Origin of the sequence: Alteromonas sp. K632G (assembly GCF_017653625.1) — a bacterium.
In the GTDB taxonomy this organism is placed as follows: domain Bacteria; phylum Pseudomonadota; class Gammaproteobacteria; order Enterobacterales; family Alteromonadaceae; genus Alteromonas; species Alteromonas naphthalenivorans.
In genome coordinates, this window is sequence record NZ_JAGGDM010000009.1 from 77,630 (window position 1) to 97,054 (window position 19,425).

Genomic DNA, 19,425 nt, shown 5'->3' on the forward strand with positions numbered 1-19,425 from the left:
TACTATGAAAGAGAATCTCCAGCCCCCTTCCTTCATTGGAATTGGCGCTCAAAGAGCCGGCACTAGCTGGCTATATAATTGTCTTAGAGATCATCCCGAAATCTATATGCCTCAAAAGGAAGTTCACTTTTTTGATATTCACTATGAAAAGGGTATTGAATGGTACTTTGACCTTTTCTACCCCCTAAGCAAGGGTATTCGGTCTGGGGAAATTACTCCTGACTACATGTTTGATGAACAAGCGATATTGCGTCTCAAAAAACATGCCCCAGATACAAAGCTAATTGTAATTTTGCGTTCTCCACTTGATCGTGCTTATTCAGCCTACAATCTTTTTCGATCTCACGGTCGATATTCAGATATTGATTTTGACCAAGCCGTCACTAAAGACCCATTTATTCTTGAGCAAAGCCTTTATTCACCTCAAATTGAGCGAATATTTAACTTATTTCCTCGAGAAAATATACATATATGCTTTTATGAAGACATCGCAAGTTCACCCAATTTGTTTTTTAAAAACGTTTGCAATTTTCTAAACATTGACGGTAATTTCGTTCCTGACACCCTCAAAGTAAGAAAGAACAGTTCAGCATTTTCGAGTCAACAACGTGTATTTAACATTCCCAAAATACAAAAAAATATTGAGGACTCAATTTTAGGCCGGCCATTTAAAAAGCTAAAAAAAACTAAGGCCTTTTCTGTCTTGAAAGAAAAAATCATATCATTCGATAATAAAAAGAAAACAATACCAACACTCTCCAAAGATAAGCTATTACTCATTGAAAATGATATAGCCCGTTTGGAAACTATACTAAACATATCTTTAAATAGATGGCGCCAACTTTAATGAGCACAGTGAAAAAAGGCTTATTTAGCAGCGCATTACTTGTAGCAGAGTCTATTTCCAAAAAGATGATTGGCGTTATAAGTACGTTAATACTCGCCCGTGTGCTTGTACCAGAAGACTTTGGCCTAGTCGCTATAGCGACACTTTATTTGGGTTTGTTAGATGTTTTGACAAACACCGGGTCAATGCAATATCTACTTCGCTCAGATAAACTTGACGAAGAGACTGTGAATACATCTTGGACAATCAACCTTATCTTAAAAGGTATACTCTCAGTTGTTATGGTGGTCAGCGCCCCATTTGTCTCACAATACTATGAAGATAGTCGCCTAACCCCGATATTGTATGTCTTATCTTGCCTAATCATTGTCCGCTGTTTAAATAACCCTGGCGTTGCATTTTTAAGAAGGGAACAAAATTATAAATCACTTGTCAAGCTAAGTATTATTGCCAAGTTTTTTTCTGTCGGCGTTGCTGTAAGCATTGCGTTGACCTTTGAATCTTATTGGGCGTTAATTCTGGGTCAATGCGCAAATGGGCTTATGATGGTCATCGGTTCATACTTCATACATGATCATAGACCGAGCCTAACACTCGCTAACGCAAAGGAACAATGGAGCTTTTCAGGTTGGATGATACCTCAATCTGTTCTTGGCTACTTTCGAACACAGTTAGATACCATCATGGTAAGTAGCACATTTGGAAAAGAAGCATTAGGCTCTTATCATATAATGAAGTACCTAGCTTTTATTCCAAGCTCGCAAATATTACTCCCCGCCACACAACCTTTGTTAGTTGAATTAAATAAAACAAAGAACGACGCTAACGCATTTTCTAGGCAATTTAATATAAGTTTTGTCGTTACTATGATACTTGCATTACCCATAACGGGTTTAATGGTTAGCCAACATGAACTTATTACTTTAGTTTTTCTCGGGAATAAATGGATAGATTACTCTCAGTTACTAGCTTACTTTAGCTTACTTATTCCAGCAGTAGCGATGCTGAATCAAGGACGAAGAGTCTTAGTCGTTTATGGCAAGACAAAGCAAATGCTGTATTATGAAATTCTCTCATTTACTTTACTCTATGGTAGTCTTTTTTCTATTGGAATGGACGATCTTTTGTTTTTTAGTCTTATAAGGGTTGGAATAGAAAATGCCCTATGTCTTTTGTTTTTAGCATTCATTGCGCTAACCTATACTGGATTTAAGAACACTCTAATACTTTTATTTGTGTGCATTCCGTTGATTCTAGCAACTATACTCGCGTCTTTAGCGACTAGTTACCTCAATGTGGGCTCTGGCTTCATTTTATTTGACTTAATAGTGACTGGTTTAATTTTCGTTATTGTCTTCTTCGCCTTATTGTTAGTTTTTCATTACAGCTTTATGAGGCGAACTGTAGAGTGGAAATACATTGAATCGCTTGCCAACCGTAGTTTAGGAGTAATACTCCAGCGGTTTCAATAACAGTACGAGTCACAATTTTTTTGCTCTTTGTTCTCGATCTTGATAGCTCTCGGGAAACATAATATCTATATACATTTGGTGAACAATAATGATTTCAGGTACATGGATAATTTTTTGCGTATACTCTAGAGAGCGAATATTAAACAATAAAACAGCGCTAATTTCTCTTTTACAGAGCTTTAAAGACGCTGGAGTTACTAAGATTTTATTTGTTGATAATGCGCAGAATAAAGAGGAATTGAGGTTTCGTGAACTAGTTTCTACTCAAGATGCTTACTTAATCATGGGCTCTAACAAAAATGCAGAGTTTTCTGCATGGTTGGAGGGAATGAGTTTCATAAAGAATAAGTGTCCCAAAGATGAAATCAATTTTATCCTGATGAACGATACAATCTATAGTAACTATAAATTGTATGACTTGAAAAAATTAAACTTTATAAACCATATTATTCAGCATCAGCAGAAAGGTTCAAGGCTTTCTATCATTGGTGATGAAACACGACTAGCATTCGCTTCAAAATGCTTGAACTATGAGTACAATAGTTTCATATGCACAGCATTATTTTACATAACTTATGAAGCGAGTAATTACTTCGAGTCATCTTGTAACACTGCTTTCGAAAATTGGCCAAACAAATTACACACAGATTTTGAATCTTTTGAAATTTTAAGAAATTATTTTAATGAACCTGCGGCCTACGGAGTAGGTAGATGGTTATTTACCACCGGATGGCATTCGGCCTCGCCTTATGAAGATTTTGACAAAAACTTGTTGCGTCTTAAAATTACTGCGATCGTTTGCGAACACTATTTTTCCGCTTCTATCACAAATAATGGAGGAACATTAGTAGATAGTAATATTAAACGTAAGTTATCATTAATCGAAACGTTAAAGTTATATATAGCCCTTCCTCAGGCGCTTAGAGTCCGACTCCTAAAGAAAAAGCTTAAACTCAGTTCATAATTGCAATCCCGATTGCCCTTATAACTCCAAAGACCTGACCATAGTTTTAGGTCCGTTGAAGTCGTAATTAAATAACTCAATATCCCTTTTATATACCTCATTCACAATAGCCATGGTTTTCTCATCATAATAACTACGGTAATTCGATCTTGATACAGAGTTTCTTTTCTCTAATTTAGCTTCGACTCCCATTCTTTTCGCTATCGTTGCGAAGTCTTCCTCAATGTTTTCGAAATATCCGATAAAGTCTACAGATACTCGTTCGAACTTATCTATTATATAGGTATGCTGTGATTTAAAATGATGGTGTTTATTGATGTTTTCCGTACATAACCAATTGCAAACAAAATCATGAAAATCACGATAACCTGATAGTTCTTTATCGTAAAACTCTTGATCCCACTTATTAAAACCACCTTTTTCTAAAAAGGTATAAGCTGAAACTACTCTATCCCATGGGTTTCTAACAAAAGTAAATTTAAAGTACGTGCTAAACAACTTTGGCTCGAAAACATTTATATATTCATCCAAGGAGGTATGACCTCCAGCAAGGTTACCAAATAATGCCTTATTAACGGCAATTCCTGCGCACTTTGGTATATGGACAAAAATACTTTTAGTTTCGTCAAACGGTTTATATGACGACCATTCGCTTGTTTCTCTCTTTCTTAGCGCTTGAATGTTATCAAAGTGTACTCTTCTATTTAATTTAAAATCCCACCAACGTAGATTTAAGTAAATCCAAGTTGGGATGTATTGTATTAGTTTATTTCTCATGAAAAATCTCGGCTAAATGAGGCACTAATAAACTAACATATTGTTTTTCTTCATAATGATGATCATTAGGATCCGAATTCAATAATACTTTATTAACCACACCATCACTTCCAAGTGATTCAGGATCTAAGTCAATAAAATGATAGTTGTTTTCAAAGCAATACCGTTTAATCGCGCTATTAAATTTTAATGTTAATAAGGTACGTTCAATTTGAGAAGTCGTAACCTCTTTTCTTGCGGAGGCAACATCGCCCCAATCTTGTTCATCAGTGATAGTTGGAAGGGGGGCACTTACTACCACCGTTTTCTCTTTACCTTCATGTTTCTGTATAAAGGTTCTATAGTTTTCTATACAAGTTGAAAGCATTTCGTCTATAGATATTTGGTACTTTTCTGCGCGATACCAAAGCACAAAGCCGGTGTCGACTTCACCTAGTTGGATAATAGTGGCCTCGGGATGAACCTTCTTATATGAACGTTCAAATATAGGCAACGCCTGGGTTTGTGAGTTCGGGTTTGTCAGGCCTGATATTGTTGCACCTCCAACCGTTTCGACTAACAGTAGGTGTTTTGGTGAAAAAAACCTTTGCAGCTCTGGCTTAGAAAAAACCTCTGTATGAGAGTCTCCTAAAACAAGCACTTTTTTTTTGCTAAGCAAAACAGCCTTTAGTTTTTCTATTCGACCATATTTCATTTTGACATTGCTCCCTTAATTATGGTTATCAAGAGAGTCTTCCAGTATTTAAATCGATATGGCCAATACTTAATTCCTGTCAGCATCGATTTAATAGCCGCGGTATGTTGGCTATTCTCACGTTGCAAGCTATAACCTAACTTCCAAACATAGTCTTCCGATAGGCGCATTTTTAAGGCATTTCGTTCTCGTCGAGTAAGAGTTAGATAATCAAACGTCGATTCGTAACTGTCAATCAACATTTGCATCGCTCGTATTCGCTTTTCAATATTTTTCTCGTTTAGATTCGTATCTGAAGTATTACCATCATGAACGCAATAGTTTACGGTAACTTCATCAATGAATGCCGCAGTAAATTTAGCTTTAAGCAGTTGCAAAATAAATAGGCGATCTTCACCTACCCTAAAATTAGGTAGCATAATTTCATCAAAAATATGCCTTCTAAAAATTGCATTTTGTAAGCCACTATCTATACCTTCTTTAATCTGACATATAGCAGCTTTGTCATTTTGCAAAAAAAACACATTACCAACACACTCTGAAACACAGGAAAAAAGCGGGTTTTGCAAACCATCTGTGTAGAAAGTGGAAGGCCATAAAACATCGCCGGTACTTAAATCTATACGTCGACAAGAAAAATATAACCAATCGAGTTGTTCATGCATTTCAAAAGTATCAATAGCTAAACTTAAATGGTTACTTTCCCATACATCATCACTATCGAAAAATGCTATAAATTTGCCCTTAGCTAATTTTATACCTTCATTGCGTGCTTGTGCTGGGCCTGAATTTTGTTGTTTGATATAAGTTACCAAAAAGGAATATTTCGACTGTAATTCAACAACTAATTTATCTGTATCGTCAGTACTACCATCGTCAACGATAATTAACTCCCAATCTTTAAAGGTCTGTGACGATAAGGATTTAAATGCATCAGGAAGAAAGTGAGCTCGGTTATAGGTAGGAAGGATGATACTTACAGCTTTCATTTTTTTGTTTCTCTTGCATAGTCCATATGCATGAACTTCCCAATTGAGTAATTAAGTGTTGATGTGTTCATACTTTACTGTAATCCTATGAAAAACTAAATGAATATTAAACAGTCAACAAGTATGAAAACCATTTTTTTCGCTCATAGCGTCAATGTAATCGGCGGAGCAGAACGCGTTACTTTGTCCGTACTTAACTGTTTGAAAGAAAAGTATCACTGCGTTTTTCTTTCGCCTGAGGGTAATAACTTAGGAAAAGAAGCAAGTACGTCGGGCGCAACTTTTGAGCCAATTAAAGCTCTTCAGCCCGAGTTAAGTAAGCCTATCCAAAGTGCTTTACAGTTAATCCAGTATTATCGTATTTTTAAGCGCCATAAACCATCACTAGTGTACACTGGTGATCTTCTTGCTCTTAGAAGCTTACAACCGATATGCAAATTTCTTTCTATACCATTGGTTTGTCATGTTCACTACCCATATGAAGAAGGCTTCATGAAGTGGGCATTAAAGAAACGATACTCTCCAGCGGCTTTTATATTTTGTAGTCATGAACTAAAAGAGAAACTTTCAGTTACTCTCAATAAATTATGCCCTACATCACACATGCATGTTATACACAATGGGGTTAATACTACACAATTCCCTGCACTACCCGCTCCAAAAAACCTTATTCCACATATTGGCATTATAGCTAATCTTCAATTTAGAAAAGGTCATGACGACTTTCTGAAAATGGCTCAAATATTGACTCAAAAAGGGGTTGATGCACACTATGACATTATCGGTGGAGATATATTGCAAGAGCCTAGAGAGACGTACTTGAAAGAGTTGGCTGATGATTTAGAGGTTTCAGATAGAGTTACATTTCATGGACAACTATCTAACGTTAAATCGGCACTTACAAAATTAGATATTTATGTGTGCGCATCGCACGAAGAAGCATTCCCAATATCGCTATTAGAGGCAATGTCAGCTCAAAAAAGCATTGTATCTACAAATGTAAACGGTATTCCAGAAATGCTCAAACATGGCTATACCGCCTTACTAAGTGATAAAGAAGACCCACTAACCTTATCTAAAAACGTAGAACTTTTATTAAATGATTCTGAGCTCAGCGCTCGGTTAAGAAATAATTGTAGGAAAGAAGCGGTAACTAGATTTGATATTTCTCTGTTTGAAGCAAATATCAGTCAAATTTTAGAAGAACTAGTTATCGATTAGAAATTAAACTTCAGGGCCCTAAAGGCTTTTCAAACGTTATTTATGTTTTAAACCTTTGTAGGGATTACCATAAACCAATACTTGTAACTTCCACATCACGTTAACTAAAAGTTTGTTGTTAAAGCTGCAACTAAGTGTCTGAGCAATGAAATTGTGCAATGTAAGGATCCGATGGTGATGAAATGGTTCTTTGGCAACCCCACCGTTTGATCGCACCCGTGATGCTCTGATGTTTATCATTTTCACTTTCTGAGATTTGAGAGCATATTTAAGTAATTTTTCACTATGTAAACAACTTTGAGTTTCAGAACAATATTGCGATATAGCTCTGTACCTCTGACCATATGCTTTAATGGCGCCTGTATCTACTGCGACAGCAAATCTATCATTCAAACCATCCCAGTGTTGCCAATTCGGTACGTAAATAACATTTTTATTATCGATAGCGTCCTTGTAAGTGCGTGAGAAGCTATCGTGATATTTCAAATCGGGTCGGGCAAATACTACTATGTTCGGATCCCATTCTAATGCTTTCGCCGTAACCGAGTTTAGTGAATACAACTGGTGGTATAAATTTCTTAGCGAATTAAAGCCATCGCCGAAACCATCACCATATCTAGAAACTTGAACAAAATCAGAATGGGCTAAAAATTCATCGGGTTGATCAATGGTTACTTGGTCAAGATTAAGTAACTTATATTCATTTTCATCAAGCTTACAACACTCACCGCTCCGAGGATTTACAATACACCTCTGATCGAAGAAATGAGCATAAAGCCTTACTTCACCAAGCTTTCTAGCCGGATTAACAACATGCGTATTAATATTTTGTAGAGTATGCTTCAGTGAGCGAGTAATACCAAAAAAACATACAGCAATTCGTTTATTTTCCATAATAGAGTCCAAATTTGCTTAAGAAGAGTTTTAGCTTCGCTTTACGTAATGCTTTCAGAATGTGAGCATCATTTGGCAACAGCTTCAATGCCTTCTTGTAATACTCTATAGCAACTAAAAATTTATTTTGAGGTTCAAAAGTTTCATATCCTAAGTGCCAAGCATAGCATTTAGCCAAATTACTCTTAACGTACTCTTCTTGCTTATACGTTAACTTTAATTCAGCTAGAACAAGCTCCCAATAGAGCGCAAAAGCCCCATGCACGCGTTCCATTCTATTAGGACTATGTACACCTGATACATTTGTCAGGTTATCATCATGGGCCCAATAAATAGCGTGGTACTCACTGATGTGACAAACACCTATATTCTTAGCACACAGTTCTAAATTATGCATAATATCGACAGCAGCATTGAGTTTTTCATTCCAGCGTACTGATTTCATCAACTCTGCTTTCCCTACCATACATTGAGTCGTAACCACTCTACCTCTTAACTGCTTATCGAAAATTTCTTCCTCCGCAAAGAGGTAGCCTTCATCAAGTTTGCTATAGGAAATTTTAGTCACATCAAGTTTGTCGTAATTAAAAACCTCTTCTGTTCCTTCATACTTCCTTAGAGGATCAGCAGTCATGAGGTCTATCTTGTCAGCGTATTTTTCTAAATAACGTACCATGGTTTCTAAATGAACATTAATCCACTCGTCATCACTGTCTTGATAAGCAATATACTTACCAGTCGCATAATCTAAGCCTGTATTTCTGGCACCACTTGGACCTTTGCAGTGAACGTTATCTATACATTTAACACGAGTATCATCACCGCACAGAGAATCAATTTTAACTTTAGTGTCGTCGGTGCTGGCATCATCGATTAAGAGTAATTCCCAGTGTCGATAAGTTTGATTTAACACTGTATTGAGAACCCGATCTACAAGATTTTCTCGGTTAAAAATAGGAATTATTATAGAAACTAATGGGTTTTCGCCACAATGTAACTCTGTCATTTCTCTTCTTCTTCTATTATAGGCGCTTTTATTTCATCTATACCAAGATTGTTCATAATTTGGTTATATTTTACTATAAATTCTTCTTTCGATAGGGTTTCACTATTATTAGATAGTTCAGCTGTACCACCATTCCTAGAAGTAATCGTCTTGTTTGTTTTATTTCCTCTAATTTTAACTAACTTACTTTCTTTAAAACGATATTCTATTGCGCGAGGATAATCATGCTCTACATAAATAGTATTATCTTTTATAACCGTACCCTCGCTGGCCTCAAGAACAATCCCCACATCTCCGAATGGATCTCCATTTTTTGCATGGAAAATCACGTTATTTTCAATCACGCCGCCTCTACTAGAAAACTCAACCGTTTGAGAATGATTTTTAAGGGGCATTCCAAAACCTATCGCGCGATCGTTATCGATAAAAAGGTTATTGCGAATGATATTATTCTCAGAATTAACCCAAAAATGAACAGCATGCTGAGCAATGTGTTTACTTGGGCTAGCAATATCTCGAAATACGTTGTTCTCTACAATCCACCCTTTCGCACCTAAAGCATCTATACCTCCAGTATAGAAATTGTAAGCGAGCCCTTGGGTATACTGAAAAACCGAATTTGTCACTTTCCCTTCATAAGAGAAATTATCAGCTTTGGACTTACGGTTATAACTAACCTTTAAAAATTGCTCATATGCATCTTCTAAGATCATATTATTGACGGTTGCATAGCTTGCGTTATCTTCTGCAGCAATTTGAATTAAGTGATTTGGCGAGTCTGATAACGTTATGCCATCAATAGTAAAGTTGTTCGCAGACACTCGAATCAATACACCTTCACGCCCAGAGGCAAATACACCTCGGCCTTTTATTCGGACATCGTATGGGGAGCCCGTTTCTGATGTAATGAATATTCCTGGCTGTCGAATATATACCGTTCTATCTATGTCATATGTGCCCGGTGCTAGAATAATAGCTGTATTCCCTCCATTCTCATGAGCATCCTTAACAGCAGCGACGAAGCTAGTTCCAGTTTCATTAACGCGTATGACCTTATAATTACTTGGGATTTTGCTGCTTGGTGCCAAGAATTTTTTTACTACACGGGTTTTGATTGCATCTGGTTGTTGAATGGCTTTTTCCTCAAGCCCACTAACCTCTGAAATTTTGGACGTTATTTGGAATACGGATAAGTCTGTTATGAGTAAAAATAGGACGCCACCCACCCCTCCGTAAAATAAAAGGAAGCCAGTTCCGTACAAAACGCCGTCCGTCATTTTTATTAGTATATACTTCAACATTACTTATAAACCTTTTTATCATTTTTTAAAACAAAGCATACAACTAGTAGAAAAAATATAGGCAGAAACCAAATGGCAACATAGCTTGCTTTTTCAAAGTAATACTTCTTAGTAATAAAATGTTGAGCACCATTCCAATAGGTAATCTTCTCACGTATCCCGGCAATGACCACTCCTTCACCGTTACCATTGAATCCATAAGCATTATAGATTTTTTCAAGTTCATCTGGATTTTCACGATAAAACTGTCCTCCTTTGCTAAGCACAACGCCAAAGTCAGGATCAAGCAACTGTTTATCCCCGTCGAAGTTAGCTTCAACCATAACGTGGCCGGGAACTGTGACAATTTTATTATCAATGTTGTTTTCAGTTAGTTTTTGGGATAGTAGCATTGATGCATCTCCACAAATGCCAATACCTCTTTCAATCGATTTTTCTGTAGAAACAAAGTGATAACGCTCATACTCTGGGATTCCAGACCATTTTCCCATAGCATAAAGAATATAGTTTTCCCATGCAGGAACCGTTTGATTGAATTCCTCAGGAGCATATTTTTCCCAATGTAAATGAGCCATTCCCGACGCAACGACCTTAGTCGCCCTTTCCGCGTAGGATTTATTACTCTCACCCTCGAGCTTAAATAACTGATAAATAAAGTCGCTCTTAGAAATTAATACATCGTTATTTTTAAATCGCAAATTATCAGTGGTTAAATCACCTAGGTCTAAAGTTTGTGTTAACCCATAAATATTAAGACCCAAAAGGAATAATGCAAAAACACTAAGATATAGCAATAAAATATTTTTCATGAAAAAAAGTACGTTAAGTTGTAAGATTATCTTAATGGTTTAAACGCTAACTTTAAAGCTTATCGATTGATATAGCTAACCGGTAAATAGAAAAAGGCTAACAGCGTTATATTAGCCTTGGTTTATTGACTATTGATCAATATACTTTTGCGTGAATTTTTCGCATTAAAGTCATTCGCATTGTATTTGAACTATCAATTACTCCATTGGAAATTTAGCTAGTTTTATGAGTTTTCTAGGTATCAGCTTACTATTAGTATACGACACAATTAAGTGTCAGATAATGAGAAAAAGGACTTCTCGATGAGTTTGAATTTTCGCTATGATATTAATGTGTTGCGCGCGTTTGCTGTTATTTCCGTCGTCCTTTTTCATTTTAATCAACAATGGCTACCCAGTGGCTTTATCGGTGTAGATATTTTTTTCGTCATATCTGGCTACCTCATGACGGCAATTATTTTGGGGAAAATTAAAGAAGGTAACTTTTCTATTTCTGCATTTTACTTAGCCAGGGCCCGCAGAATAATACCCGCCTTAGCAGTACTTTGCATATTTTTACTCGTGATGGGATGGTTCAGTTTTTACAACATAGAATACAAAACTCTCTCTAAACATGTTTATTCTAGTCTAGGTTTTTTTTCAAATATCACTTATTGGCAGGAGTCTGGATATTTCTCAGCACATGCACACGAAAACTGGCTACTGCACACTTGGTCACTTTCCGTTGAATGGCAGTTTTATTTAATTTACCCCTTGATCATCGTGTTATTAGTAAAATTGTCTTCATTACGGTTAACTAAATTATGTATTACGATATCCCTATTAGTTAGCTTTTTATTAAGTGTATACGCCTCTCGGACATGGCCTGACGCAGCATACTTCCTGCTTCCAACTAGAGCATGGCAAATGCTCTTTGGCGCACTGGCATTCATATATCCTATAAATTTAAATAGGAGGTTGAAGCATTGCACTCTGATGACTGGTTTTACATTGATTGGGATTTCGTTATTGGTTATAAACAACGAGCTAGCTTGGCCATCATATTATGCCCTATTGCCTGTGTTGGGCGTATATTTGATTATTTTATCCTCTTGCCAAAATATTATATTTTTCAAAAGCTATATTTTGAACCAAATTGGTAAATGGTCATACTCCATCTACCTTTGGCATTGGCCAATAGTGGTTTACCTTAATAATAGAGAGCATGAAATTGACCACTTACCAATATTGATTGGTATATCCCTATCAATTCTGTTGGGCTTTCTATCGTTTAACCTGATTGAAAAGAATACCCGCTCATATTCATTTTTGCTGCCTACAGGCTTAGCCGTAACATTATCAATTGTGATATATAGCCTCAATGGAATAAGCCACCCAATTAGACCTATCTCGGAACTACCCGCAAATAGTTTTATTGCTAAATATAAGGCAATGAATAAGGAAAAAGATGGGCCTACAAAAGATTGTAATGTTAGTAAAAATATTTCAAGTAGTGGGGTCATTTCTCTTTCACCCTACTGCATAGACCCAGTCAACTCGGGCGGAATATTTTTGTGGGGAGATTCACATTTAGCCGCAATTGCAGTGGGTTTAAGAGAAAAGCTTGAATCAAAAACGACTATTCATCAAGTAACGTCATCTGGTTGCTACCCTAGCTTTACACAAAAGTTAGGAACTGCCAGTAAACTAAGAGCCGCTTGCGATAAGGCAAATGAACTGGCGAAAGCAAGTATTGCAAAGATAAAACCTGATATTGTCTTGATAGCCATGAAAGATAAACATGAAAAAATGGATTGGAAAAATACGCTACAAATATTGAAAGATAATGGTGTAGAGCAAATAATTGTTTTAGGTCCAGTTCCTCAATGGTATCCCTCTCTTCCTATTATTTACGCAAAGAATGGAGAATTTAAGGATACACTGACTTCAAATAAATTGGATGGTTCTATTCTTAAAACAAATATTAAATTGAGTAAATTGATGGAAGGGTATCCTGATATTACCTATATTTCCTTAATTGATAAGTTATGTGAAACAAAGCGTTCTCCTATCAAATGCACAGTGAAATTTAACGGGGAATTAATCAGTTTTGATTATGGACACTTAACCAAACCGGCATCAATAAGTATTTTTGAACAGTATGTAAACCCAGCATTGATAAAAATAAATCTTTAAAACAAGAAGTTATTGCTAAGAAAGCGTTTAAATTTGCTTTTGAAAGACTGAGAATTGACATTGTATTTAATAGATAATTCTTCCAACGCAGCCTCTTTGTCTCCACAAGCACCGATATCATCAAAAAATTGATCAAAACCTTCTTTAATATTATCGACTTCTATCGTTATTGACCTTTTATCGGAAATAAATGAAAGTATTGATTCTTCACAAAACTGTGTATAAGACCTACAAATGTCAATTCGTTCAAGGTGAGAAATTTTAGGCCGCATCAATATTCCATGACCAAAGGCCTTCACAATAGATTCTCTTAACCCCCAGCGCAGTTCATAACTATGAGCAATTTTATCTAAGTCTTTCTTTAGGTAAACAAAATAAGTTTCGCCTTTAGAATAGCTTTCAATAAGAGGTAAAAACCAAACTAACCGATTGTCTACTTCAATGTGATTATTTGGGTAAGTCATGCGCTGAGGAAAAAGCATCTGTGCATTAGATTCATGAGCGCAGCTATAATTATCAATATATACACATGCTCGAGCAAAGGTCGTTGAAGCGGCTCTGCCAGCGGACAAAACAAATATATTCATTTTTTTAGCCTATGATGCGTTTAAACTTAGAAACGTGATGTCCCCAGCCAAATTTCATGTGAATGTCTTCATGTAGTGCAGTGGGGTCTAATATTCGCGAATGCACTTCATTTATGCTTTTTGCCAAACCAATAGCAACATTACTGACCGAACTACAATTGATAATAAAACCCGTCTTGCCTTCTAGTAAGGCCTCTTTTGTTCCTCCTGAATCACCTGCCACTACAAATTTACCACATGCTTGAGCTTCTAATAAAACCATACCAAATCCTTCGATATCGTTACCAATAGTCCTATTAGGTAGCACGAATAAATCACACTGCTGATAACACTTTGTCATAAGGTTATCGTCAGCATCAGTCAGGATATCAACATTTTCTGACAAGTTATTATCACTAACTAAAGTTTTAAGTTCTTCTAGTGCTTCGCCTTTCCCAACAATTGCATAGTGTAAATTTTCGTTGTTTTCTAGCAATTGAGGCAATGCTTTTATAAGCATATCTTGCCCTTTTCGCATTTGAAGTCTACCAACGGTAAGCAGAACAAATTTTCTTTCCCATCCCATCTTTGCTCTAAACGTATTATCTACAGGAGAAGGCTTAAAACGTTCCGTGTCCACACCCGGGTGTAATACGTCACACTTATCTAAGCTACTGAATCCTAGAGATTGGACTAAACTCGCACTATTGTGGCTGTTGCATATTAAGTTTATGGCGTTTTTGCAAACCTGTCGTACGAGCCAGCTTTGCTCCCTACTTGTGGCAGCAGTTTCAACATCTTCGCCGTGTATAAAACACCGGTAAGATATGCCTGAAAACATGTGTAACAACCATGCCGTCACCCCTTCATGAATTACACGTCCACAGTGAATTTCTTCAATATCATGCTTTTTAATAAGCTTCCTAATTGCCCAAAAGCTTTTCCAGTAAAACTTTAAGCCTAAGGAACTTCTTAACCCCCACTCCCGAGATACAAGTGAAAGCCTAATAATGTTTAAATTATGAAGTTTGTCGAAAGACTCACTTCCTTCAACATTATGTGTAGCAATAAAAACCTTATCAGTAGGTAGACGGGAATATAGCTCCCAGAACCAACGGCCGCTACCACCGTTAATTGGAGGAAAATTCTCTGTTAGTAGAAGTGTTTTTTTCATAAGATTCTTATCAGTTACATTTTGAAGGCAATGAACAACTTAACTTTTCAACTTGTGCTGCCATATCCGAATTAACAGGTAAAGATACTACATGAATCACACCAGTATTATTCCCACCTTTCATAACTGTAAATGTTTGGTATAGTTTTGCCTTTACTGGGCTTCCAAATATGAACTCACCTATTTGAAACCAGTAAGCAACTTTTCTCTCTTCTCCCGCTGGAGAAATTATAATTCTAACTGAAACTTCAACTCCAGAAGCTAGTTTAACTGGTGCCTCATTTCTGACTAGTGACCAACTTTTTTCGTCGTAAAGTTTATTTAAGTCTGAAACCAGTTCATTATCTATTTCGTCGAACCAAGCTTGGTAGTATTGAGCGTCACACCTATTGGGATTACCGATATACTGCATTAATGTTGTCGAAGGTTTATTGAAATTAGGTGACCACTCAAACCCGCTATTACAGTCTAATTCGCCTACATCTTGCAAGAAAGGAATACCTTGCTTCATTTCAGTAGGCTTCGTTATGTACACAGAAATCCAATAGAGCCACACCACCGTGGCAATCAAAATAGTATAAATAACCCATAACCGAGTCGCTGAATATTGGCTAGTATTTTCAATAACGTTTGGTTTATGAGCGCTGTCGTTTTCTGACTTCTCTCTTAGCAATTCTCCTAGGCCAAGTAGGCAGCAAATGACAAAAGCAAAAAAGAACCAACCATAAATAATATGATCTGCACCTGCGGCGTGCTCCATATCACTCCAATAGGCCACGAGAATAATCCCATATACTCTGACGATATTTGCCAGAACCGGAAGGAATATTGAAATAAGTGTAAACAGGATTCGCTTTTGAGATGACTTAAAATTTAGATACGCATAGAGGCTTCCAATGACCAAACTAGCAATAAAAAAGCTTACACCTGAGCATGCTTCAGCGACAAGAAACCTTCCTTGGGGAATTTCAATATAAAGTCCAGTTCTAAAAAGTGGAATTCCTGACAATTTTAAAAGATATACAGAGCCATCAGCGGTGATCTGCTGTAGATAAGGGATTAACTGTTCCCCTATTGGAACGCTAAACATGATAAAGCAAAGGGGGAAAAATATTTGCCATGCCGCACGATGCCCTATGACGCTCCAGATTAGAAGCGGGAACAAAGAGAATGTAGCGAGGTGTAATAGAAGTTGAATATCACCAGCAAATCCAGCGACATAGACTAGCAACGCGGGTAAAATTAGTACTACTGGTAATAAAGCAGGGTTAATAGGCTGAGAAAGTAAATCTCTGCGTTTCAAGTATATGAGATAAAGCGATCCAGGTAAAACAAAGAAGCCATGATTGAAGATTTCATTGCTATACCAAATTTTTGCAGCTGTATAAATTCCGGTAAAACAAATCGTTAGCCACAATACAAAAACCAAGAATAGGTTAAGCCACAACTTCCTTCGTTCGTCCCTAAACATCGGAGTACCTCATATCCTCGAACTGCTATCTAAATCGTATGCTTGCAACATAGTGCCCCAATTATAGTCCTTCAACAATTGTTCTACTTTACTTTCCATACGAGAAAGATTTATATAATGTCTAAATTTTGATTTCCATGGAGCTCTCGTCAACCGAGGTTGCTTTTCATCAATTTCCCAAGGGTGGAAATAAAAGCTATACGGCTCGCTCTCATCCTTCATATACTTGAAAATTCGACGTCTAGATAGCCAGTAAGGATAGAGTCTGAAATATCCTCCTCCACCAATCCCTACATTTTCATTATTTTTCCTAATAGTGGGAATAGGAACTTCCACTAGCCCGCTATCATTAATATACTTAAACCTTGGCCAAGAAGGCACACCATATAAATCATGTTTTATAGGGTAAGTACTAGATGAATAGGTAAAGCCCAAATCTCTTATAATCTCATAAGCCCATACATTATTTTCATTTATAGAAAAGCTTGGTGCTCTGTAACCTTTAAGTACAACACCACCTATGTCTTCTAAGATTTGCTTACTTTGTTGAACATCATCTTTAAACTCTTGAGGCGTCATAGTAGTCACTCGCCTATGAGCTAAGCCGTGACTTGCCAATTCATGCCCTTCATTGACAATACGCTTGATTACATCAGGACATCGTTGTGCTACCCAGCCTAAAGTAAAAAATGTTGACTTCACATCATGCTTTGCAAACAAATCAAGTAATCGGTGAGTGTTATCACCAACTCTTAAGCTTATGCCGTCCCAATCCTTTTTATCCACTACACCTTCAAATGCTGACACTTGAAAGTAATCTTCTACATCAACAGTCATCGCATTTAAGCGATTATCGAGTTTCATCGTTAGCGCCCCTTACCAAACAATACAACTTCGACTGTCCGAATGAGAATTAATATATCTAATAATAAACTTTGATGCTTTACGTAATAGAGGTCAAATTTCAGCTTTTCCATTGAATCTTCTACACTCGCACCGTAAGGGTAATTAAGCTGTGCCCAGCCTGCTAAGCCTGGTTTAACATTGTGCCTCTGGTTGTAGTAAGGTACTTCTTTCACAAGCTGCTCAACAAACTGAGGCCGCTCTGGACGAGGCCCAATGAATGACATTTCACCTCTAAAAACATTTAGTAATTGCGGGAGCTCATCAACCCGATATTTTCTGATAAAATGACCAATACGAGTCACTCTGTCATCATTTTTACTCGCCCACTTAGCACCGTCTTTTTCTGCATCAGGTCTCATGCTCCGGAATTTGAGAATCTTAAATAGCTTCCCATTCAATCCAACTCGCTCTTGCTTATATAGTACAGAAACACCTGTACGCTTACCGTCATCGCAATAGATGATTAGTGCTGTAGCCAACATGATAGGCCAAACAAATACAAAAATTATTAACGCTAAAATCATGTTCAAACTGTAGTCTAGGGCGTCCCGCAAATAATTTTGGCTTTGAAAACCATTGGAATATATCACCCAACTGGGATACATGAGATTAACAACAATCTGACCAGTTTCTCTTTCCATAAAATCAAGCAACTCAGTTACTTCAATTCCCCTTAATCGACAATCAAACAGTACTTCTACTGGTAAAGTTCCTCTTCGCTGGTCACAAGCGATAACAATTTCTTCAATATCATTATCGTTGATAAATTGTTGGAAATTTTCATCAATTTTAACATGAACTATATTTTCTCGGCGAATACCTTCTTCGCGATTATCTCCCGGAACTGGAATAAAGCCAATTAAATCAAATCCAATTCTATCGACATCCCTTCTCATTCTTTTTTCAATTATCGAAGCTCTCTCTCCCGCTCCTAGAACCAGTATTCTTACTTTGCCTAAACCCAGCAATCCCAACCTATTGGTAAAATATCTAAATATGACGAGAGTAATAATAATTGAACAAACCGAAGCTGGAAGAAAGTAAGCATCCATGACCAAATCGTCAAACAGAGCTCTACTCAACACTTCCACCAAAAAATAACTGAGCCCAACACTTACAAAGATTCGCCTGATAATCCCCCTAAATGTTTCTCGAAGTTTTGCTTCGTAGAGCCCGACCGACAGAGAGCAAACTAAAATGGCAAATGTTAACAGTCCAATATTAATAACCAGTTTTTCAACGGCAACGCTAGGCGACATACCCACTTGAGTAAGAATAAAATGAGATATATATCCCATATATGCTATGAGAAGCGCTTCTGTAACAACTAATATATTAGAGCGCTTATTTTGCTTTCGACTATTTATTGCCACTCACGGCTCCCTTTAAAAACTAACGCCTTTTGTAACATCATAAATGGATTTTTTCTAATAGACTAGATTTGATGTTGGCATTATAGTGACAATTACCGTAGGGTAAACATAAGAACGCTTAAATTAACCATATGAGTGTAGGATGATCTCTTATGTACCGCTTTAAAAGCTTAATCACAATTTGCACTACATTACTAATACTCTCAATGGCAGGATGTAGTAATCAGCCCTCCTTACCACAGGCTACAACTCGCCCTTCACTAACCACCGATGTCAACGACTATCACTATCTAATAGGTCCTGGAGATTCCTTAACCATCTTTGTATGGAGGAATCCAGAAGTATCGGGACAATTTGTAGTTCGACCTGACGGAAAAGTGACGACATCTTTGGTGGAAGATATTGACGTGGCAGGGAGAACTCCAACTATGCTTGCTAGAGAGATTGAAGAACAACTTTCTAAGTTCATCAATAACCCTCGAGTAACTGTTAGCGTGAATAATTTTTCCGGCCCACTCAGTGAACAAGTTCGAGTCATAGGCGAGGCTACAAATCCAAGTGCTGTTAGTTTCACTGAGCATATGACTCTGCTCGATTTAATGATCGCCGTCGGAGGTTTAACTGAATTTGCTAATGGTAATGATGCTAAGCTAGTTCGAGTTATTGAAGGACAACAAAAAACGTATCGTATTGAGATTGATGATTTAATTAAAGATGGCGATATTTCGAAAAATGTAGACATGCTGCCTGGAGATATAATAATCATTCCAGAAGCTTGGTTCTAGT

General features: G+C 36.9%; 18 protein-coding genes. 6 read left to right on the forward strand and 12 right to left on the reverse strand.

The features are described 5' to 3' along the window. Positions 1–4 precede the first annotated feature (4 nt). The 3 genes from J5X92_RS10580 (at position 5) to J5X92_RS10590 (ending at position 3,283) form a co-directional block, all read left to right on the forward strand. Complete coding sequence (locus tag J5X92_RS10580) at positions 5–847, forward strand: sulfotransferase (protein ID WP_208805716.1); 843 nt, start codon at positions 5–7, stop codon at positions 845–847. Then, the gene (locus tag J5X92_RS10585) at positions 847–2,319 is read left to right on the forward strand and encodes an oligosaccharide flippase family protein (protein WP_208805717.1); all 1,473 of its coding nucleotides are present in this window, start codon (positions 847–849) and stop codon (positions 2,317–2,319) included. Before J5X92_RS10580 ends, J5X92_RS10585 begins: the two co-directional genes overlap by 1 nt. An 88-nt stretch (positions 2,320–2,407) precedes the next feature. Next, positions 2,408–3,283, forward strand: coding sequence for a hypothetical protein (locus J5X92_RS10590; RefSeq protein ID WP_208805718.1), 876 nt, complete (start codon positions 2,408–2,410; stop codon positions 3,281–3,283). 18 nt (positions 3,284–3,301) lie between these two features. On the opposite strand, the gene J5X92_RS10595 is transcribed toward J5X92_RS10590, so the two are convergent. Genes J5X92_RS10595 through J5X92_RS10605 form a run of 3 tightly spaced genes read right to left on the reverse strand, consistent with a single transcriptional unit; the run spans position 3,302 to position 5,743 of the window. After that, complete coding sequence (locus tag J5X92_RS10595; protein WP_208805719.1) at positions 3,302–4,060, reverse strand: sulfotransferase family 2 domain-containing protein; 759 nt, start codon at positions 4,058–4,060, stop codon at positions 3,302–3,304. Further along, complete coding sequence (locus tag J5X92_RS10600; RefSeq protein ID WP_208805720.1) at positions 4,050–4,754, reverse strand: SGNH/GDSL hydrolase family protein; 705 nt, start codon at positions 4,752–4,754, stop codon at positions 4,050–4,052. Before J5X92_RS10600 ends, J5X92_RS10595 begins: the two co-directional genes overlap by 11 nt. Continuing rightward, positions 4,751–5,743: a glycosyltransferase family 2 protein gene (locus J5X92_RS10605; protein ID WP_208805721.1), complete on the reverse strand. Its 993-nt coding sequence runs from the start codon at positions 5,741–5,743 to the stop codon at positions 4,751–4,753. Before J5X92_RS10605 ends, J5X92_RS10600 begins: the two co-directional genes overlap by 4 nt. 99 nt (positions 5,744–5,842) lie before the next feature. On the opposite strand from J5X92_RS10605, the gene J5X92_RS10610 reads away from it, so the two are divergent. Next, on the forward strand, positions 5,843–6,964 hold the full coding sequence (locus J5X92_RS10610; RefSeq protein ID WP_208805722.1) for a glycosyltransferase family 4 protein: 1,122 nt from the start codon (positions 5,843–5,845) through the stop codon (positions 6,962–6,964). 36 nt (positions 6,965–7,000) lie between these two features. Here J5X92_RS10610 and J5X92_RS10615 read toward each other — a convergent pair whose 3' ends face one another. From J5X92_RS10615 to J5X92_RS10630, 4 genes are read right to left on the reverse strand one after another with little or no spacing between them, the layout of a single operon-like run. Further along, positions 7,001–7,858 (reverse strand): hypothetical protein, encoded by an 858-nt coding sequence (locus tag J5X92_RS10615; RefSeq protein WP_208805723.1) that lies wholly within the window; start codon positions 7,856–7,858, stop codon positions 7,001–7,003. Further along, positions 7,848–8,864, reverse strand: coding sequence for a glycosyltransferase family 2 protein (locus J5X92_RS10620; protein ID WP_208805724.1), 1,017 nt, complete (start codon positions 8,862–8,864; stop codon positions 7,848–7,850). The genes J5X92_RS10615 and J5X92_RS10620 overlap by 11 nt, the downstream gene beginning before the upstream one ends. Further along, on the reverse strand, positions 8,861–10,165 hold the full coding sequence (locus J5X92_RS10625; protein WP_208805725.1) for a right-handed parallel beta-helix repeat-containing protein: 1,305 nt from the start codon (positions 10,163–10,165) through the stop codon (positions 8,861–8,863). Before J5X92_RS10625 ends, J5X92_RS10620 begins: the two co-directional genes overlap by 4 nt. After that, positions 10,165–10,974, reverse strand: coding sequence for a hypothetical protein (locus J5X92_RS10630; RefSeq protein ID WP_208805726.1), 810 nt, complete (start codon positions 10,972–10,974; stop codon positions 10,165–10,167). Before J5X92_RS10630 ends, J5X92_RS10625 begins: the two co-directional genes overlap by 1 nt. A gap of 303 nt (positions 10,975–11,277) precedes the next feature. Between J5X92_RS10630 and J5X92_RS10635 the strand changes: the two genes are divergently transcribed. Then, complete coding sequence (locus J5X92_RS10635) at positions 11,278–13,149, forward strand: acyltransferase family protein (protein WP_208805727.1); 1,872 nt, start codon at positions 11,278–11,280, stop codon at positions 13,147–13,149. Here J5X92_RS10635 and J5X92_RS10640 read toward each other — a convergent pair. The 5 genes from J5X92_RS10640 to J5X92_RS10660 are packed head-to-tail and all read right to left on the reverse strand — an operon-like array spanning position 13,146 to position 18,639. Continuing rightward, positions 13,146–13,736 carry a hypothetical protein gene (locus J5X92_RS10640; RefSeq protein ID WP_208805728.1) on the reverse strand — a complete coding sequence of 197 codons (591 nt, stop codon included), beginning with the start codon at positions 13,734–13,736 and terminating at the stop codon, positions 13,146–13,148. The genes J5X92_RS10635 and J5X92_RS10640 overlap by 4 nt on opposite strands. A 4-nt stretch (positions 13,737–13,740) precedes the next feature. Then, the gene (locus J5X92_RS10645) at positions 13,741–14,889 is read right to left on the reverse strand and encodes a glycosyltransferase family 4 protein (protein ID WP_208805729.1); all 1,149 of its coding nucleotides are present in this window, start codon (positions 14,887–14,889) and stop codon (positions 13,741–13,743) included. 10 nt (positions 14,890–14,899) lie between these two features. Further along, positions 14,900–16,360 (reverse strand): exosortase A, encoded by a 1,461-nt coding sequence (gene xrtA, locus J5X92_RS10650; RefSeq protein ID WP_208805730.1) that lies wholly within the window; start codon positions 16,358–16,360, stop codon positions 14,900–14,902. 9 nt (positions 16,361–16,369) lie between these two features. After that, on the reverse strand, positions 16,370–17,224 hold the full coding sequence (locus J5X92_RS10655) for an XrtA system polysaccharide deacetylase (protein ID WP_208805731.1): 855 nt from the start codon (positions 17,222–17,224) through the stop codon (positions 16,370–16,372). A 2-nt stretch (positions 17,225–17,226) separates the two neighbouring features. Continuing rightward, positions 17,227–18,639: a TIGR03013 family XrtA/PEP-CTERM system glycosyltransferase gene (locus tag J5X92_RS10660; protein WP_208805732.1), complete on the reverse strand. Its 1,413-nt coding sequence runs from the start codon at positions 18,637–18,639 to the stop codon at positions 17,227–17,229. A gap of 152 nt (positions 18,640–18,791) precedes the next feature. On the opposite strand from J5X92_RS10660, the gene J5X92_RS10665 reads away from it, so the two are divergent. Beyond that, on the forward strand, positions 18,792–19,424 hold the full coding sequence (locus J5X92_RS10665; protein ID WP_208805733.1) for an XrtA/PEP-CTERM system exopolysaccharide export protein: 633 nt from the start codon (positions 18,792–18,794) through the stop codon (positions 19,422–19,424). Position 19,425 lies beyond the last annotated feature (1 nt).

What these genes read in the sequence shown, in the direction of transcription:
- J5X92_RS10580 (WP_208805716.1), top strand. Translation starts at nt 5, where the DNA reads ATGAAAGAGAATCTCCAGCCCCCTTCCTTCATTGGAATTGGCGCTCAA.
- J5X92_RS10585 (WP_208805717.1), top strand. Translation starts at nt 847, where the DNA reads ATGAGCACAGTGAAAAAAGGCTTATTTAGCAGCGCATTACTTGTAGCA.
- J5X92_RS10590 (WP_208805718.1), top strand. Translation starts at nt 2,408, where the DNA reads ATGATTTCAGGTACATGGATAATTTTTTGCGTATACTCTAGAGAGCGA.
- J5X92_RS10595 (WP_208805719.1), bottom strand. Translation starts at nt 4,060, where the DNA reads ATGAGAAATAAACTAATACAATACATCCCAACTTGGATTTACTTAAAT.
- J5X92_RS10600 (WP_208805720.1), bottom strand. Translation starts at nt 4,754, where the DNA reads ATGAAATATGGTCGAATAGAAAAACTAAAGGCTGTTTTGCTTAGCAAA.
- J5X92_RS10605 (WP_208805721.1), bottom strand. Translation starts at nt 5,743, where the DNA reads ATGAAAGCTGTAAGTATCATCCTTCCTACCTATAACCGAGCTCACTTT.
- J5X92_RS10610 (WP_208805722.1), top strand. Translation starts at nt 5,843, where the DNA reads ATGAATATTAAACAGTCAACAAGTATGAAAACCATTTTTTTCGCTCAT.
- J5X92_RS10615 (WP_208805723.1), bottom strand. Translation starts at nt 7,858, where the DNA reads ATGGAAAATAAACGAATTGCTGTATGTTTTTTTGGTATTACTCGCTCA.
- J5X92_RS10620 (WP_208805724.1), bottom strand. Translation starts at nt 8,864, where the DNA reads ATGACAGAGTTACATTGTGGCGAAAACCCATTAGTTTCTATAATAATT.
- J5X92_RS10625 (WP_208805725.1), bottom strand. Translation starts at nt 10,165, where the DNA reads ATGTTGAAGTATATACTAATAAAAATGACGGACGGCGTTTTGTACGGA.
- J5X92_RS10630 (WP_208805726.1), bottom strand. Translation starts at nt 10,974, where the DNA reads ATGAAAAATATTTTATTGCTATATCTTAGTGTTTTTGCATTATTCCTT.
- J5X92_RS10635 (WP_208805727.1), top strand. Translation starts at nt 11,278, where the DNA reads ATGAGTTTGAATTTTCGCTATGATATTAATGTGTTGCGCGCGTTTGCT.
- J5X92_RS10640 (WP_208805728.1), bottom strand. Translation starts at nt 13,736, where the DNA reads ATGAATATATTTGTTTTGTCCGCTGGCAGAGCCGCTTCAACGACCTTT.
- J5X92_RS10645 (WP_208805729.1), bottom strand. Translation starts at nt 14,889, where the DNA reads ATGAAAAAAACACTTCTACTAACAGAGAATTTTCCTCCAATTAACGGT.
- xrtA (WP_208805730.1), bottom strand. Translation starts at nt 16,360, where the DNA reads ATGTTTAGGGACGAACGAAGGAAGTTGTGGCTTAACCTATTCTTGGTT.
- J5X92_RS10655 (WP_208805731.1), bottom strand. Translation starts at nt 17,224, where the DNA reads ATGAAACTCGATAATCGCTTAAATGCGATGACTGTTGATGTAGAAGAT.
- J5X92_RS10665 (WP_208805733.1), top strand. Translation starts at nt 18,792, where the DNA reads ATGTACCGCTTTAAAAGCTTAATCACAATTTGCACTACATTACTAATA.